This is a genomic window from Mycolicibacterium flavescens, from assembly GCF_001722335.1.
Taxonomy (GTDB): Bacteria; Actinomycetota; Actinomycetes; order Mycobacteriales; family Mycobacteriaceae; genus Mycobacterium; species Mycobacterium flavescens.
Genome location: NZ_MIHA01000009.1, coordinates 168,689 through 184,471 on the forward strand (window position 1 = coordinate 168,689; position 15,783 = coordinate 184,471).

Consider the following 15,783-nt stretch of genomic DNA (forward strand, 5'->3'; position numbering starts at 1 on the left):
ACTCGAGCGTGGTAGAGCTACCCCCGAATGCTACGAGATCGCCTCACCGCCTCATTCCTCGAGCGCCGGGACCTCCAGCACGCCCTGCGCGCACAGGTCGGCGATCTCACCGGGATCCAGGCCGAGCAGTTCGGCCGCGATCTCCACGGTCTGCTCCCCCAGCAGCGGCGCCTGCCCCAGCGGCGGGTCGGCCACGTGGTCGCAGTGGACCTGCACGTTCTCCATCCGGAACGGCACCGTCCCGTGCGGGTGCAGTTCCTCGCGGAACGCGCGCCGTTGCTCGTAGTACCCGAACGACGGCAGCTCGTCGGCGTGCAGGACGGCACCGGCGGGCACACCGGCGGCCTGCAGGCGCTCCATCGCGTCGAACCGGGAGCGCTGCGACGTCCAGGCGCTCAGCACCTGCGGATCGACCGGGTCGTCGCCGGGCAGGCCGATCACCCAGCGCAGCGCCTGCAGGTCGGCCTCGTCGCGCACGGTGATCGCGAGCCATTCGTCCCTACCCGCCGCCGGGAACAGACCCCACGGGTAGTCGCGCGTGCGCGGTTCGGCGCGGGTGTGCCCGCCGCGCACCAGCGCGTCCGCGGCGATGTCGGCGGCGAGGTGGCTGAGCATCACCTCGGCCTGCGAGATGCTCGCCGCCCCGCCGGCGCCGGTGCGCTCGCGGCGCAGCAGCAGCGCCAGTGCCGACAGTGTGCCGATCCGCGCCGCGACATGGTCGGGGTAGACGGTGACGGTGTCACAGAACGTCTCGGGGTCTTCCGGATCGGCCCACAGGTTGGTCACGCCGACCGCCGCGCGCACCAGCGGGCCGTAGCCCAGCCGCTTGGCCCACGGGCCGGTCGGGCCGAACGCCGAGCTGTCGACCACCACGATCTCGGGATTGATGCGGCGCAGCGTCGCGTAGTCCATGCCGAGCGCCTCGGCGACGCCGGGCTTGTAGTTCGACAGCACGACGTCGCACTGCTCGACCAGGCGGTGCGCGAGGGCGCGGCCATCCTCGGTGCGCAGGTCCAGCCCGATCGAGCGTTTGTTGCGGTGCCCGGCCGCGAACGGCTGGGTCATCGACGTCAGCTTGCCGACGCGCAACCCGTCGGGATGCGCCGAATGCTCGATCTTGACCACGTCGGCGCCCAGATCGCCGAAGAGCCGGGCGGTGTCGGCGCCGACCACGATGACGCCGAGGTCGAGGACCCGGATGCCTTCCAGCGGCAGGCCCTCTCCCCGGCGGGCGCGCGCGCTCAGCAGCGGTGCCCCCGCCGGGCGCGGCGCCGGTGTCGGCGCCTGGTTCAGCGCGCTGGCCCGGTGACCGTCGATCTCGCTGACGCCCACCGGGATCGGGGCAACCACACCGGGCGCCAACTCGACGTCACCGAAGAAGCCGCGCGCGGTGAAGTGCTCGGCGCCCAACGCCTCGGCGAGGGTGAGCACCGAAGCTGTCGGCACTCCGTGCGCCTGGCCCTGCGCCTCCAGTTCGGCGCGGGTCTTGTCGGCGCAGAACGCGGTGATCGCGGTGAGCAGTTCCGGTGAGCGGAAACGCTTTCCGAGCTTGTCGAAGGACGGGTCGGCGAAATCCTCGGGGCGGCCCAGCCATTCGAACATGCCGCGCCACTGACGTGTGGCCAGGATGCAGATCCGGACGTGGCCGTCCTTGCACGCGATGATCGGGTAGCGCATCTGCTCGGCGGTCCAGTCGCGCTGCTGGGCGCTGACCGCGACACCCGCCGACGCGCTGCCCGCCGACCCGAACGGCGGGTCGAGGGTCTGCATCGCGCCGTCGAGGACCGAGAAGTCGATCAGGTCGCCCTCGCCGGTGCGCAGCCGGTCCAGGTAGATCGCGGTCGTCAGCACCGCGGCCTGCGCCGCGGCGACCTGGTACGGCAGCTCCGCGGGCGGGATGACCGGTTCGCGGCCCGGCACGCCCGAGCGCGACAGTTCACTGGTCAGCGCGTGCAGCACCGGGGTGGTGGCCTGCCACGTGCGGTAGTCGGTGTCGCGGCCGAAGTCGCTGATCGACAGGATCACCAGCGACGGGTGCCTGCGGCGGATGTCGCGCACCTCCAGCGTCGCCTCGGCCAGCGAACCGGGCGCGGTGTTCTCGATCAGGATGTCGGTGTCGGCGAGCAAGCTGTCGAACTCGGCGGAGGCGGGGTCGACGTCCGTCGTCGCCATCCCGTGCCGGTTGATCGCCGTCTGCACCACAAGCCCGTCGACGTGCGGGCCTACGACGTGCGGGCCTACGACGTCGGCGCCGGTCATCGCGGTCGGCTGCGCGACCCTGACGTGGGCGCCGAGGTCGGCGAACAGGCGGCCGACCGCCGTCATCGGGCCAAAGGTCAGGTCGAGGATCCGGACCCCGCTCAGCGGCGGGTCGTAGGGGTCGGACATGTCAGCTCCGGCGGGCCTGGCGGAACGGGATCTCGCGGTCCGGGTCGGGTTCGCGGGGCAGCCCGAGGACGCGTTCGCCGATGATGTTGCGCTGGATCTGGTCGGTGCCCCCGCCGATCGAGGTGAAGAACGCGTTGAGCGTCAGGAAGTTGACGTCGTCGGCGACCGGGTTGTCCGGGCCGGCGAGCAGCGCCCGGGCGCCGACGATCTGCGTCTTCATCGCGGCCTCGGTGTGCAGAATCTTCGACATGGCCAGCTTGCCCAGCGACATGATCGAACTCGAGGTGCCCAGGTCGGCCGACGCTTTGGCGCGGGCGTTGTTGAGCTTGTTGAGTTCGCGCATGGCCAGCACCTTGGCCAGCGGGTAGCGCACGGCCGGATCGTCGAGGACGCCGTTCTCGCGGGCCAGCTCGATAAGGCTGTCGGCCTTGCGGTTTCGCGACCCGCGGCCGCTGTCACCCATGATCGAACGCTCGTAGGCCAGCGCGGTCTGCAGGGCGCGCCAGCCGTTGCCCTCACCGCCGAGCAGGTAGTCGTCCGCCGCGGCGGCGTCGTTGATGAACACCTCGTTGAAGTGCGACTCGCCGGTGATCTGCACCAGCGGGCGCACCTCGATACCGGGTTGCTTCATCGGCATGATGAACAGGCTCAGGCCTTTGTGTTTGGGCACGTCCCAGTCGGTGCGGGCCAGCAGCAGCGCGTAGTCGGCGGTCTGCGCGCCCGACGTCCACACCTTCTGCCCGTTGACGATCCACCGGTCGCCGTCGCGTACCGCGGTGGTACGCACGCTCGCCAGGTCCGAACCGGCGCCCGGTTCGCTGTAGAGCAGGCAGGTGCGTGAGCGCTCGACCAGGAAGTCGCGCAGCAGGTCGTGTTTGACCTTCTCGGTGCCGAGCGCGAGGATCGTGTTGGCCGGAATGTTGTACTTGTCCTGCCGTGACCCGGGGGCCTTGACCGCGGCGAATTCCTGGCCGATGACTGCTGCCAGCTTGTTGGGGTAGCCGCGGCCGAACCACTCGGTGGGATAGGTCGGCACCGCGTATCCGGCGTCGAGCACCTTCTCCAGCCACGCGATCCGCTCCGGCGACGACACCCACGGGTCGCTGCTCTTGGGCAGCGGTTCGTAGTTGTCGCGCAACCAGTCTCGGACCTCGGCGCGCAGCTCGTCGGCGCTGGGGTGATCGGTGGTGGTCATTCCTCAGGCGCCTTTCGAGACGAGGTAGCGTTCGCGGTGCAGGCGGGTGCCGCCGAACAGGTGCAGCCCGGTGCGGGCCCGGCGCAGGAACAGATGCGCGGGGTGTTCCCAGGTGAACCCGATACCGCCGTGCATCTGGATCGCGTTCATGGTGATGGTCTCGTAGGCCTCGGCGCAGGCGAAACCGGCCAGTGCGACTGCGCTGTCGGCGGTTTCGTCGCTGCTGTCGATCTGCGCGGCGGCGTGCTGGGCGGCCGAGGTGGCGTTCTCGACTTCCAGCAGCAGGTCGGCGGCCATGTGCTTGAGCGCCTGGAAACTGCCGATCTGCCTGCCGAACTGGACCCGGGTCTTGAGGTACTCGACGGTCATGTCGAAGATCCGCCGCGAGCCGCCGGCCTGCTCACCGGCCGACGCGATCACCGCGTAGTCCAGTGCCTGCTGCACGACCTCCCAGCCGGCGGTGCCGATCCGGCGGGCCGGGGTGTTGTCGAACGTGAACACCGACAGCCGCACGGTCGGGTCGAAAACCGTTGCCGCGGTGCGGGTGAATCCTGCGGCGTCCGGGCCGACCTCGTATACGCCGACACCGTCGGCGGTGCGGGCCACCACCAGCAGCACGTCGGCCACCTGACCCCAGGTGACGAAGTGGGCGGCGCCGGTGAGGTTGCCGTCGGCGTCCGCACGCACGTCCACGCCGTCGGGGGTCCACGTGCCGGCGGCGCCGGTCAGCGCGACGGTCCCGATCGCGGTGCCGTCGGCCAGCCCGGGCAGCAGCCGCCGCCGGTCGTCGTCGGAGCCGGCGGCGTTGAGCAGCGCGACGGTCAGCACGGCGCTGGAGATGAACGGGGCGGGCAGCAGCGCGGCGCCGGTCTCCTCGGCGACGGCTTCGAGTTCCTGCGCGCCGAACGCCAGGCCGCCGTACTCGGCGGCGACCAGCATGCCCAGCACCCCCTGCTCGGCGAGTTGGCGCCACAGCGCGCGGTCGAACCCGTCGTCGGTGTCCATCACCCGCCGCACGTCCTGCTCGGTGCACTTGTCGGCGAGCAACTCGCCGACCGCGGTGCGCAGCTCGGCGCGTTCGGCCACGCTGATCGTCATACCAACCGCCTCTCGTCGCTCCTCATGCTCTGATCTGTCGGGCCCGGTGTAAATCACGAATGTCGACACCGGCGGATTTCCGTTTGCGACATGCCCCCGGCGGGACGGATTTCCCAAACGAGCATGTACCGGTGAGCCGTTCGGTCGTTTACAGGCGCCGACGGGCCCGCAAACAATCGACGCATGAGCGTTCCCACGGCCGCCATCGCCGGCCTCGGCATCACCGAGCAGGGCAAGGTGTACGGCAAGACCGCCAAGCAGTTCGCCGCCGAGGCGGTGCGCCTGGCCGCCGCCGACGCCGGGCTCGAGCTGGCCGACATCGACGGGCTGCTGGTGTCGGGCGGTATCAAGGCGCGCGTCGGCGTCGAGCTGCAGCACGCGCTGGGGCTGACCGACCTGCGGCTGCTCACCGCGATGCAGGGCTACGGGTCGACGGCCGGTCAGATGGTGCAGTACGCGTCGATGGCCGTGCAGTCCGGGATGGCCGACACGGTCGCGATCGTCTGGGCCGACGCGCCGCTGAAGGAGAAGTCCAGCGCCTCGGCGGCCTACTCCGGTGGGCGGTCGCTGCCGCGCGGATTCGACGGGATCACCGCCTCCAACGGCGTCATGTCGCCGACGACGATGTATGCACTCGCCGCGCGTCGACACATGAAGAAGTACGGTACGACCTCAGATCAGCTGGGGCATATCGCGGTGGCGCAACGGGATTGGGCGCAGCGCAATCCGCTCGCGCAGTTCTACGGGACGCCGTTGACGCTCGAGGAGTACCACGCCAGCCGCTACATCGCCGAGCCGTTCCACCTCTACGACTGCTGTCTGGTCAGCAACGGCGGCGTCGCGGTGATCGTCACCTCGCTGGAGCGGGCCCGCATGCTGCGTCAGCCGCCGGTGCGCGTATTGGGCTGGGCGCAGGCGCATCCCGGCCGGGCCGGTGTGCGCAACGACGACTTCGGGTTGGTCAGCGGCGCGGCGCAGGCCGGGCCCGCGGCGCTGAAGATGGCGCAGACCACGCTCGACGAGGTCGGCGTCGCGCAGATCTACGACTGCTACACGTTCACCGCGTTGCTGACGCTGGAGGACTACGGCTTCGTCCCGAAGGGCGAAGGTGGGCCCGCGATGGCCGAGCCCGGCATGATCGGGCCGAACGGCAGGCTCAAGTTCAACACCGGCGGCGGTGAGCTCAGCGCGTTCTACATGTGGGGGATGACGCCGGTGCACGAAGCCGTGGTGCAGGCCCGCGGGCAGGGCGGTGAGCGTCAGGTCGACGACCACGACCGGGTGCTGGTGTCCGGCAACGGCGGCATCCTCGACTACCACTGCACCCTGGTGCTGGGCACGGACAACTAGGAGCCTCATGCCACTCTTTCCCGTTCAGCGCGACCGGCTTTCGGCCGAGTTCTTCGACGGCGCCAAGCGTGGCGAGTTTCTGCTGGTGCGCGACAACGAGACCGGTGAGGTTCTGGAGCCGCAGTTCGACGTGTCGGTGGCGCCGCAGCGCTACACCCGGTTCGCGGCCGCCGGCACCGGCACCGTCGTCAGCTGGTCGGTCCTCCATCAACGCGCCGGCGACGCGGTGCACCGGCTGCCGGTCGGGATCGTCGAACTCGACGAGGGCCCGTGGTGGTGGACGTCGTTCCCCGACGCCGACCCCGATGCCGACCTGTTCGGCGCGCGGGTGCGGGTCGCCTTCCAGACCCTCGGTGAGGGCGACGCCGCCGAAGCGATCCCGTATTTCGTGCCGGCTTGATCCGGCGAGCAGACGCAGAATCGCACGAATCCGCCGCAGAGTGGGCGATTCTGTGTCTGCTCGCGGGTGAGGGTCAGCGGCCGCGCCAGCGCGGTGGGCGCTTCTCCCGCCACGCGGTGATCCCCTCGCGAACGTCGTCGGTGGCGGCCGCGACCTTGCGCATGGTCTCCCCGAAACGCACCGACTCGATCCAACCCATGTTGGCGGTGCGCCACGCGACCTCCTTGGTGGCGCGCTGCGCCAGCGGTGCGGCCTCGGTCAGCGTGCGCGCCCACGCGCGGGCCTGTTCCTGCAGGTCCTCGGGTTCGACCAGGCGCCACACCAGGCCCATCTCCTTGGCACGCTCGGCGCTGACCGGCTTACCGGTCAGCAGCAGTTCCATCGCGTCCGCCCAGCGCACCCGCTCGGGCAACCGGATGGCGCCGACGATCGTCGGCACCCCGATCGACACCTCCGGGAACGCGAATGTCGCTGTCGTCGAGGCAATCACGAAGTCGCAGAACAACACTCCGGTCACCCCGTAGCCGATGCACGGCCCGTTGACCGCGGCGATCGTCGGTTTGAACAGCTCCATCCCGCTCTCGAACGAGTTGATCGTCGGCTTTTCCCAGAACGTGCCCGCAAAGGTACCGACCGATCCCTCCCCGTCCTTGAGGTCGCCGCCGGCGCAAAACACGTCGCCGTTGGCGGTCAGGATCGCCACCCACGCGTCCTCCTCGTCGCGGAACCGCTCCCAGGCGGCGTTCAGTTCCTGCCGCAGGGCACCGTTGATGGCGTTGCGGGCCTCGGGCCGGTTGAGCGTGATGGTGGCGATGTGGTCGTCGAGCGCATAGGTCACGAGGCTCATGGACCAACCCTAGGCGGGCGATGTCGAGAACCGCGTGACGGCTCCGTCCCCCGGGTGCGCGACCAACTAGGGTCGCGATCGCAACACCGGAAGGACGAGTCATGGCCAAGTATCTGATGCTCAAGCACTACCGGGGAGCGCCGGCGTCGGTCAACGACGTGCCGATGGACCAGTGGACGCCCGACGAGATCACCGCGCACATCCAGTACATGAACGACTTCGCCGCGCGCCTGCGGGCCAGCGGCGAGTACGTCGACAGCCAGGCCCTGCAACCGGACGGCGCCTGGGTGCGCTCCGACGGGCCGGGTAAGCCGCCGGTGGTCGACGGCCCCTTCGCCGAGACCAAGGACCTGGTCGCCGGCTGGATGATCATCGACGTCGACAGCTACGAGCGCGCCGTCGAACTGGCCGGCGAACTCTCAGCGGCGCCCGGCGCCGGTGGCCGGCCCATCCACGAATGGCTCGAACTGCGGCCGTTCATGAGCCACGCGCCGACGGTCACCGACTGAGCCGGTGAACCAGGCCGAGATCCGGGAGTTGATCCCCGCGGTGCTCGCCGCGCTGGTCCGACGCGGCGCGGACTTCGCCTCCGCGGAGGACGCGGTCCAGGAAGCGCTGATTAGTGCCGTCGAAACATGGCCGCACACAATGCCTTCCGACCCCACGGGGTGGCTGATCACCGCGGCGTGGCGGCGGTTCATCGACCTGACCCGCTCGGAGGCGGCCCGGCGACGGCGCGAGACCCGGGCCGCCGACGAACCCGGACCGGGACCCGCCGTCACCGTCGACGACACCTTGCAGCTGTACTTCCTGTGCGCGCACCCCAGCCTGCGCCCGGCGTCGGCGGTTGCGCTGACGCTGCGGGCCGTCGGCGGGCTCACCACCCGGCAGATCGCGCAGGCGTACCTGGTTCCCGAGGCGACGATGGCGCAGCGGATCAGCCGCGCCAAACGCACCGTCAGCGAGGTCCGGTTCGACCGTCCCGGCGACCTGAGCACCGTGCATCGCGTGCTGTACCTGGTGTTCAACGAGGGCTACACCGGCGACGTCGACCTCGCCGCCGAGGCGATCCGCCTGGCCCGCCAGCTCGCCGCGGCCTCCGACGATCCCGAATCGGCGGGGCTGCTCGCGTTGTTCCTGCTGCACCACGCGCGTCGCCCGGCCCGGGTGCGCGCCGACGGCAGCATCGTGCCGCTCGCCGAGCAGGATCGCAGCCTGTGGCGACGTGACCTGATCGGCGAGGGCATCGCGGTGCTGCAGGCGGCGCTGGCCCGCGACCGGCTCGGCGAATACCAGGCGCAGGCCGCGATCGCCGCGCTGCACGCCGACGCGCAGACCGCGGCCGAGACGGACTGGGTGCAGATCGTCGAGTGGTACGACGAACTGGTCCGCCTCACCGACAGCCCGGTGGTGCGGCTGAACCGGGCGGTCGCCGTCGGTGAGGCCGACGGGCCGCGGGCCGGGTTGGCCGCCCTCGCCGAGCTCGACCCGGCGCTGCCGCGCCACACTGCCGCGGCCGCCTACCTGCACGAGCGCGCGGGCGACTTCGCTACGGCCACAACGCTGTACGTCGATGCCGCCGCCAAGGCGCAGACACAAGCCGAGCGCGACCACCTGACGCTGCGCGCGGCGTCGCTGCGGCACCGGAGCTAGACCGGCGCCAGCCGATTCGCCCAGGGCAGCGCCTGCTCGAGCTGGGCGGCCAGCCGGATCAGCAGCGACTCGCCGCCCAGCGGCGCGACGAACTGCACCCCGAGCGGCACACCGTCGGCGGTCCAGTGCAGCGGCAGCGAGATCGCCGGGCGCCCGGTGAGGTTCGCGAGCTGCGTGTACGGCACCCAGTTGAGGTTCTTGTCGACCATGTCGTCGACGATCCCGGTGTGGCGCAACAGACCTGCGGTGCGCGTCTTGAGCAACACATCGGAGGCCCGCTGCAGCAGCGCAGGCAGGTCGAACTCGCCGATCTTCGGCGGCGGCGTCGCCAGCGTCGGGGTGAGCAGAAGGTCGTAGGACTCGAAGAACGTGGTCAGCCGGCGGGTGTGTTCGTGGCGGCGCTGCACCGCGTCCACGTAGTCGACGCTGCCGGTGGCTCGGCCGATCGCGGCCAGGATCAACGTATCCCGCTCGAACGCGTCGTCTCCGGCGCCGGTCAACCGCTTCGCCTCGTCGAGTTCCCACGCGGTGTAGACGAACCAGGTGAGCAGGAAGTCGCGGGCCAGCGCGGCGTCGTCGAACGGCGCCTGGGGCAGTTCGTCGACGTGGTGGCCGAGATCGGTCAACGCCTGCACGGTGCGGTCGACGGCCGCGAACGCCTCGCGGTGCGGTTCGGGGTTGATGGCCGAGGGCACCCGCACCCCGATCCGCAGGGTGCCGGGGTCGGCGCCGACGGCCGAGGTGAACGACGACTCCGGCAGCGCGGGCTGATACGGCGCGCCGGGTTCGCCGCCGATGATCACGTCGAGCATCGCGGCGGTGTCGCGCACCGTGCGCGACACCACGCCCTGCACCGCCGCGCCGTGCATCGATTCGCCGACCGCCGGTCCGGACGGGGTGAGACCGCGACCGGGCTTGAGTCCGACCAGGCCGCAGCAACCCGCGGGGATGCGGATGGATCCGCCGCCGTCGTTCGCGCCTGCGCACGGCACGATGCCGGCCGCCACCGCGGCCGCCGATCCGCCCGAGGACCCGCCGGGCGAGCGGGTGAGGTCCCACGGGTTACGCGCCGGTCCCCAGGCGTCGGGTTCGGTGATGCCCTTGGCGCCGAACTCCGGGGTGTTGGTCTTGCCGAACACGACCAGGCCGGCGTCGAGCCAGCGTCGCACCACCGTGGCGTGCTCGGGTGCCGGCGTCGACATCAACGCGCGGGAACCGGCCGACGTCGGCAGCCCCGCGTAGTCCTGCGCGAGGTCCTTGATCAGGAACGGCACTCCGGCGAACGGTCCCTCGCGTCGCTGCGACGCGTCGGCCGGGACGTCCCTGATGATCGCGTTGATCCGCGGGTTCACTTCTGCCGCCCGGGCTTTGGCGATGTCGAGCAGCTCGGCCGCCGTCACCTCCTTGTCGGCGACGAGCTTGGCCAGTCCGACGGCGTCGTGTGCGCGGTATTCATCGAAGTCCACGGCTCGACCGTACGGGTCCCGGCCGCGGACGTGCGACCTACCGGGACGCAGCGCTCCGCACAGGGGTGCGCGGTCGCGCGCAGCTGACGCCCGCCGCTGGGCGGTGGGTCTCGGCGCGGCGCCGGTCCTCGCGGGCGATGCGGCGGTCGAGTTGACGCGCCTGGCGTTTGGTCAGTGAGCGGCTCTTGCCGCTGAGAGCGTCGAGTTGCTGCCAGCTCAGGCCGTCGAGATCACCGTCGTGGTCATGGGTGGCGATGACGACGCAGCCGCGTAGCAGCGGCACGGTCTTCGCGGTGAACGCGGTGGTCGCCAGCAGTAACTCGGTGGCGGTGCGGTTGACGCGCCGCTGGCAACCGGCGGCCGAGGGGCTGAACCAGAAGTCGTACTGCCGGTCGGTGCTGGTCAGCGACTGCAGTCCGTGGTCTGTGATGAGGCGGTCGATATCGGCCGGGGTGTACGCGCGGGTCTCATATGCGGCGCCGGAGGCGCTCAAGTACAGAACTGTGTTCATGGCGTTGTTCCATTCGACTCTTTCTTCGGTTCCGTGACCGGCGCGATGTGGCCGACCTGTTACGGAAGTTACCCGTGTGACAAACGGGACAAACCTTGATAACCGTTCCGCATCATCTTTTTGTTCCGGGTTTTGCGCTGTGCGTCGAATTCCACGCCAGGGCTGCGGTCGGGGGCCTGAGCACGACCCTGCTGCAGATCTCGACGGGTCTCAGGCGCTGGGCTGGCCCTCGCCGTGGTCGACCAGCCGCTCCAGGGTGTGCTGCCAGTTGGCCGACCGGACGTGGTTGCACATCGCGCGGGTCACCAGGTACAGCGAGGCAGCCGCGCCGGCGACGAACGCCCAGAGCGCGCCGCCCGCGAGCACCGCGCCGAAAACCGCGCCGCTGCCGTCGTACACAGCGGTGCTCACGGCCAGCGCGACCGGGACAGCCACCACCGACACGAACACGGCGAGCAGCAGGACCACGGCTTCGATCTGATCGGTCCTGCGCACCAACGGTTCTCCCCCGCGCAGGTAGGTGAAAACCGGCCACGACGGCAGACCGAGACGGAACGTGGTCATCGCCTCGTCGTTGGCGGCTTCGATGTCGGCTGGACGCCCCTCGGCGGCGTCATGGCGGTGCACGGTCATTCCCCTTCCTGTCGCGCGATGGTTTGCTGTTCTGTCCATGATCGGCCCGAACAGCGCTGCTGGGCTTGCCCGGGTCAGACAACAAGGCGGGGGTCCTTTGTGGGCGGCCGACAACCCGGGTGCGATCGCACGGCCCGGTAGCGTCGATGGCATCCCCCTTTGCCGATCGAGACTGAGGTGTCATGGCGGATACGCCGGCAGAAGTCGTGGAAACCACCCCGCCGAAGCGGCACTTGCAGCGCCGGCGGCGCTGGCGACGAACCCTGATCGTCGCCGCGGTCCTGCTGACCCTGTTCGGTGTGCCGTGGTGGCTGCTGCTGGCCTCCGGCGCGGCCTGGCCGGCGGCGGTGTTCGTCGTCGGTACCGCGCTGTTCGCCGCGGCGCTTGTCGGGTTGCCGACCCTGATGATGCTGGGCCACGGCCGGCGTCATATCGACTGGGCCGCCGCGACCGGTGATGCGCTGCTGGGCATCGGCTGGGTGCTGTTCGTGTGGTCGGTGTTGGGACAGGTGCTTCGGCTGGTGCTGCACCTCGCGGGGGTCAGCGATCCTGCAGCGGCGAGGATCACCACCGCGGCGGTGATCGCGGTCGCGGTGGCGCTACTCGTCTGGGGGAACCGCGAGGCGCTGCGGGTGCCGCGGGTCAAGGACGTCGACGTTTTCATTGGCGGGCTCGGCCGCGGGCTCGACGGTCTGCGGGTGGTGCTGATCACCGACACGCACTACGGCCCGCTCGACCGCGCGCGATGGTCGGCGGCGGTGATCGACCGCGTCAACGAACTCGGCGCCGACGTCGTCTGCCATGTCGGCGACATCGCGGACGGCACGGTCGAGGTCCGCGAACCGCAGGCCGAACCGCTGGCGTCGGTGCGGGCCGCCTCGGCGCGGGTGTACGTGACCGGGAACCACGAGTACTTCAGCGAGGCCCAGGGCTGGCTCGACTACATGGACCGGATCGGGTGGACGGTGCTGCACAACCGGCACATCGTCGTCGAGCGCGGCGGCGACGCGATGGTCATCGCCGGCGTGGACGACGCCACCGCCGGCTCCTCCGGACTGCACGACCACGGCGCCGACCTCGCCTCCGCGCTGGCCGGCGCCGACCGGGCGCTGCCGGTGCTGCTGCTCGCACACCAACCCAAACAGGTCGCCGACGCGGTGCGGGCCGGCGTCGATCTGCAGGTCTCCGGGCACACCCACGGCGGCCAGATCTGGCCGTTCAACTTCCTCGTGCGACTCGAGCAACCGGTGGTGCAGGGGCTGAGCCGGCACGGTGAGCGCACGCAGCTCTACACCAGTCGAGGTACCGGCTTCTGGGGTCCGCCGTTCCGGGTCTTCGCCCCGAGCGAGATCACGCTGCTGACGCTGCGCCGAATGGAGTGAACGTTTTCGGCGGCGATGCCGTCTTGATTACTGCAACGTGACGGAAATGGAGCAGTGATCATGGGCGAAACCGCCGACGGGGCAGGCGTATCGGGCGACCAGGCGGGTCTGGTCGACCGGGTGCGGTCCAATCAGGCGCGGCTACGGGCAGCGCTGCGCCCGCACTACGACTTCGTGGTCTGCGGATCGGGATCGTCGGGGTCGGTGGCGGCCCGTCGTCTCGCGGAGAACGCTTCGGTGCACGTGCTGCTGCTGGAAGCCGGCGGCGACGACGACGTGCCCGCCGTGCGCAACGCCGGCCAGTGGCCGTTGAACCTGGACACCGAACGGGACTGGCAGTTCGTCGCTGCCCCCAATCCCCACCTCAACGGCCGGTCCATCCCGATGAACATGGGCAAGGTCCTCGGCGGCGGGTCGAGCATCAACGTGATGGTGTGGTCCCGCGGGCACCGAAACGACTGGGACTACTTCGCTTCCGAAGCGGGCGACCCGCGGTGGGGGTATGAGTCCGTCCTCGACATCTACCGGCGAATCGAGGACTGGCAGGGGGTGCCCGACCCGCACTACCGCGGGACCGGAGGCAACGTGTTCGTGCAGCCCGCGCCGGATCCGAGCCCGGTGGCGCCGGCACTCGTCGCCGCCGCAGCGCACGCCGGCATACCGACGTTCGACCATCCGAACGGCAAGATGATGGAAGGTGAAGGCGGAGCGGCGATCTGCGACATCCGGGTGCGCGACGGTATTCGGCAGTCGGTGTTCCGCTCGTACACCTACCCGTACATGGACCGGCCGAACCTGACCGTGTTGACCGGCGCGCTGGTGACCCGGGTGATATTGGACGGCGGCCGGGCGACCGGCGTGGAGTTCGTCCGCGACGGGCAGACCCACCGCGTCGGCGCGACATCGGAGGTGGTGCTCAGCCTGGGAGCGATCCACACGCCGAAAGCGTTGATGCTCAGCGGGATCGGCGACTCCGGCCAGCTGAGCGGATTCGGTATTCCGACCGTCCAACACCTGCCGGGGGTGGGGCAGAACCTGCAGGACCACCCGGGTATCGGATGTGTCTGGGAGTACCGCGAGCCGATCGCGCCGCGCAACGCCGGAAGCGAGGCCACCTATTTCTGGAAGAGCGACCCGAGCCTGGACGCTCCCGATCTGCAGGTCTGCCAGGTCGAGTTCCCGCTCGCGAGCGCCGAATGCGCGCGGCAGTGCGATATGCCCGAAGCGGGCTGGACGCTCTACACCGGGCTGGTCCGCCCGCAGAGTAGAGGATCGGTGCGGCTGAGCGGACCGCGTCCGAACGACCCGGTGCGCGTCGACCCCAACATGCTCTCCGACCCAGCCGACGTGCGCGCCGCGATCGCCGGCGTCGAGTTGAGCCGCGAGGTCGGCAACGCCGCGCCGCTGGCGCCGTTCGCGAAACGCGAAGTGATGCCGGGGGATCGGACGGAGACCGAGCTACTGCGGTTCATCCGCGACGCCGCGGCGACCTACTGGCACCAGAGCTGTACCGCCAAGATGGGCCGCGACGAGATGTCGGTCGTCGACGCCGAACTGCGCGTGTACGGCATCGACGGGTTGCGCATCGCCGACGCGTCGATCATGCCGCGGGTCACCACCGGCAACACCATGGCGCCGTCGGTGGTGATCGGCGAGCGCGCCGCCGAGCTCATCGGTGAGACGCACGGGTTGTCGTAGCGCCGGGGGTCGGCCGGACGGTCACGAGCGTCGGGTTTTAGGCGTGTTTCGGCCGGTTTCGCGCGATAGTTTCGACGCTCGGCGGGGCTGGGTGTGGCTGGGGTGGCGCGGTGGTCGCGAGCGTCGGGTTTTTGGTGTGTTTCGGCCGGTTTCGCGCGATAGTTTCGACGCTCGGCGAGGCTGGGGTGCGGCTGGGGTCGGCCGGACGGTCGTGAGCGTCGGGTTATTTGCGTGTTTCGGCCGGTTTCGCGCGATAGTTTCGACGCTCGGCGGGGCTGGGGTGCGTCAAGGTTCGGCGCCGGGGACAGCCGAGAGTCAGCCGAACTCCAGCATCGTGTAGGCGCCGCGATAGTTGCGGACAGGCGTGAAGTGCCAGAACGCGGGAAACACCTTGTCGAAGAAGAAGCCACGCCCGCGGGGCATCGGCAGATCGTGCACGGCGCGGACACCCGGCACCGTGTTCGCCAGGTCGGCGAGCTCGTCCGCCGACAGGCTGAACGGCATCGGCGGCACACGGTAACTCTTCGACGATCGCAGCCCTTTCGGCGCGAACCGCTTCACCATCACCGGCGGTAGATCGAACAGCATCCGTCCACCCGGAAAGCGCTTGGCGCAGTTGGTGATCAGGTCCATCGCCTCCGCGGGCTGAAGATACATCAGCAGTCCCTCGGCGGTGATGAACACGCCCTCGCTGGTGTCGACGCGGTCCATCCAGCTGTAGTCCAGCGCCGATTGTGCGAGCACCTCGATCCGCGGCGACGACGGCAGAAGCTTGGTGCGCAGTTCGACGATCGGTTCGAGGTCGACGGTGAGCCACCGGAACTGCGCGTCGGGGATCTGCGCGTTCAACCGCCAGAACGTGGTCTGCAAGCCCTCGGCGAGCGCGACGACGGTAGCGCGCGGATGCGAGCGCAGGAACTCCGCCGTGGCGCGGTCGAAGGCCAGCGAGCGCAGCGCCAGCTCCTGGCCCTTGCGGCCGAACTTGTCGAAGTCGAAGTCGATGGCGTCGACAAGTCGGATCGCCATCGGGTCGTCGATGATGGCCCTCGGGTGGCGCGCCTGATGTGCGCGCCCGTACAGGGTCAGCAGCGCGGTCTCGGAGACCCCGCGCAGGTCGCTGGCGTCGATGCGGTCGTCCACCACATCGAACCTACCGAACGGG

General features: G+C 70.1%; 14 protein-coding genes. 6 read left to right on the top strand and 8 right to left on the bottom strand.

The window, feature by feature from the left end:
• Window positions 1–51: 51 nt before the first annotated feature.
• From BHQ18_RS14375 to BHQ18_RS14385, 3 genes are read right to left on the bottom strand one after another with little or no spacing between them, the layout of a single operon-like run.
• Window positions 52–2,388 carry a CaiB/BaiF CoA-transferase family protein gene (locus BHQ18_RS14375; protein WP_069414288.1) on the bottom strand — a complete coding sequence of 779 codons (2,337 nt, stop codon included), beginning with the start codon at window positions 2,386–2,388 and terminating at the stop codon, window positions 52–54.
• Window position 2,389: 1 nt separating this feature from the next.
• Window positions 2,390–3,583, bottom strand: a complete 1,194-nt coding sequence (locus tag BHQ18_RS14380) for an acyl-CoA dehydrogenase family protein (RefSeq protein WP_069414289.1) — start codon at window positions 3,581–3,583, stop codon at window positions 2,390–2,392.
• Between the two features lie 3 nt (window positions 3,584–3,586).
• Window positions 3,587–4,681 carry an acyl-CoA dehydrogenase family protein gene (locus tag BHQ18_RS14385; RefSeq protein ID WP_069414290.1) on the bottom strand — a complete coding sequence of 365 codons (1,095 nt, stop codon included), beginning with the start codon at window positions 4,679–4,681 and terminating at the stop codon, window positions 3,587–3,589.
• Window positions 4,682–4,864: 183 nt separating this feature from the next.
• Between BHQ18_RS14385 and BHQ18_RS14390 the strand changes: the two genes are divergently transcribed.
• The gene (locus tag BHQ18_RS14390) at window positions 4,865–6,031 is read left to right on the top strand and encodes a thiolase family protein (RefSeq protein ID WP_069414291.1); all 1,167 of its coding nucleotides are present in this window, start codon (window positions 4,865–4,867) and stop codon (window positions 6,029–6,031) included.
• Between the two features lie 7 nt (window positions 6,032–6,038).
• Window positions 6,039–6,431 (top strand): Zn-ribbon domain-containing OB-fold protein, encoded by a 393-nt coding sequence (locus BHQ18_RS14395; protein ID WP_069414292.1) that lies wholly within the window; start codon window positions 6,039–6,041, stop codon window positions 6,429–6,431.
• A 73-nt stretch (window positions 6,432–6,504) separates the two neighbouring features.
• On the opposite strand, the gene BHQ18_RS14400 is transcribed toward BHQ18_RS14395, so the two are convergent.
• Window positions 6,505–7,278, bottom strand: a complete 774-nt coding sequence (locus BHQ18_RS14400) for an enoyl-CoA hydratase/isomerase family protein (protein WP_069414293.1) — start codon at window positions 7,276–7,278, stop codon at window positions 6,505–6,507.
• A gap of 101 nt (window positions 7,279–7,379) precedes the next feature.
• Here BHQ18_RS14400 and BHQ18_RS14405 point away from each other — a divergent pair, with 101 nt between their 5' ends.
• The gene (locus BHQ18_RS14405) at window positions 7,380–7,787 is read left to right on the top strand and encodes a YciI family protein (RefSeq protein ID WP_069414294.1); all 408 of its coding nucleotides are present in this window, start codon (window positions 7,380–7,382) and stop codon (window positions 7,785–7,787) included.
• Window positions 7,788–7,791: 4 nt separating this feature from the next.
• Window positions 7,792–8,931 (top strand): RNA polymerase sigma factor, encoded by a 1,140-nt coding sequence (locus BHQ18_RS14410; RefSeq protein ID WP_069414295.1) that lies wholly within the window; start codon window positions 7,792–7,794, stop codon window positions 8,929–8,931.
• Here the strand turns inward: BHQ18_RS14410 and BHQ18_RS14415 are convergent.
• The 3 genes from BHQ18_RS14415 to BHQ18_RS14425 all read right to left on the bottom strand — a co-directional run bounded on the left by BHQ18_RS14415 (window position 8,928) and on the right by BHQ18_RS14425 (window position 11,541).
• Complete coding sequence (locus BHQ18_RS14415; protein WP_069414296.1) at window positions 8,928–10,397, bottom strand: amidase; 1,470 nt, start codon at window positions 10,395–10,397, stop codon at window positions 8,928–8,930. The two genes, BHQ18_RS14410 and BHQ18_RS14415, sit on opposite strands and share 4 nt — an antisense overlap.
• Window positions 10,398–10,434: 37 nt before the next feature.
• Complete coding sequence (locus BHQ18_RS14420; RefSeq protein ID WP_069414297.1) at window positions 10,435–10,908, bottom strand: hypothetical protein; 474 nt, start codon at window positions 10,906–10,908, stop codon at window positions 10,435–10,437.
• A 210-nt stretch (window positions 10,909–11,118) separates the two neighbouring features.
• Window positions 11,119–11,541 (bottom strand): hypothetical protein, encoded by a 423-nt coding sequence (locus BHQ18_RS14425; RefSeq protein ID WP_069414298.1) that lies wholly within the window; start codon window positions 11,539–11,541, stop codon window positions 11,119–11,121.
• Window positions 11,542–11,723: 182 nt separating this feature from the next.
• On the opposite strand from BHQ18_RS14425, the gene BHQ18_RS14430 reads away from it, so the two are divergent.
• Window positions 11,724–12,923, top strand: coding sequence for a metallophosphoesterase (locus BHQ18_RS14430; protein ID WP_069414299.1), 1,200 nt, complete (start codon window positions 11,724–11,726; stop codon window positions 12,921–12,923).
• Between the two features lie 60 nt (window positions 12,924–12,983).
• Window positions 12,984–14,621 (top strand): GMC family oxidoreductase, encoded by a 1,638-nt coding sequence (locus tag BHQ18_RS14435; RefSeq protein WP_084294077.1) that lies wholly within the window; start codon window positions 12,984–12,986, stop codon window positions 14,619–14,621.
• Window positions 14,622–14,936: 315 nt separating this feature from the next.
• Here the strand turns inward: BHQ18_RS14435 and BHQ18_RS14440 are convergent, their stop codons facing one another.
• On the bottom strand, window positions 14,937–15,761 hold the full coding sequence (locus BHQ18_RS14440) for a class I SAM-dependent methyltransferase (RefSeq protein WP_372516650.1): 825 nt from the start codon (window positions 15,759–15,761) through the stop codon (window positions 14,937–14,939).
• Between the last annotated feature and the right edge of the window lie 22 nt (window positions 15,762–15,783).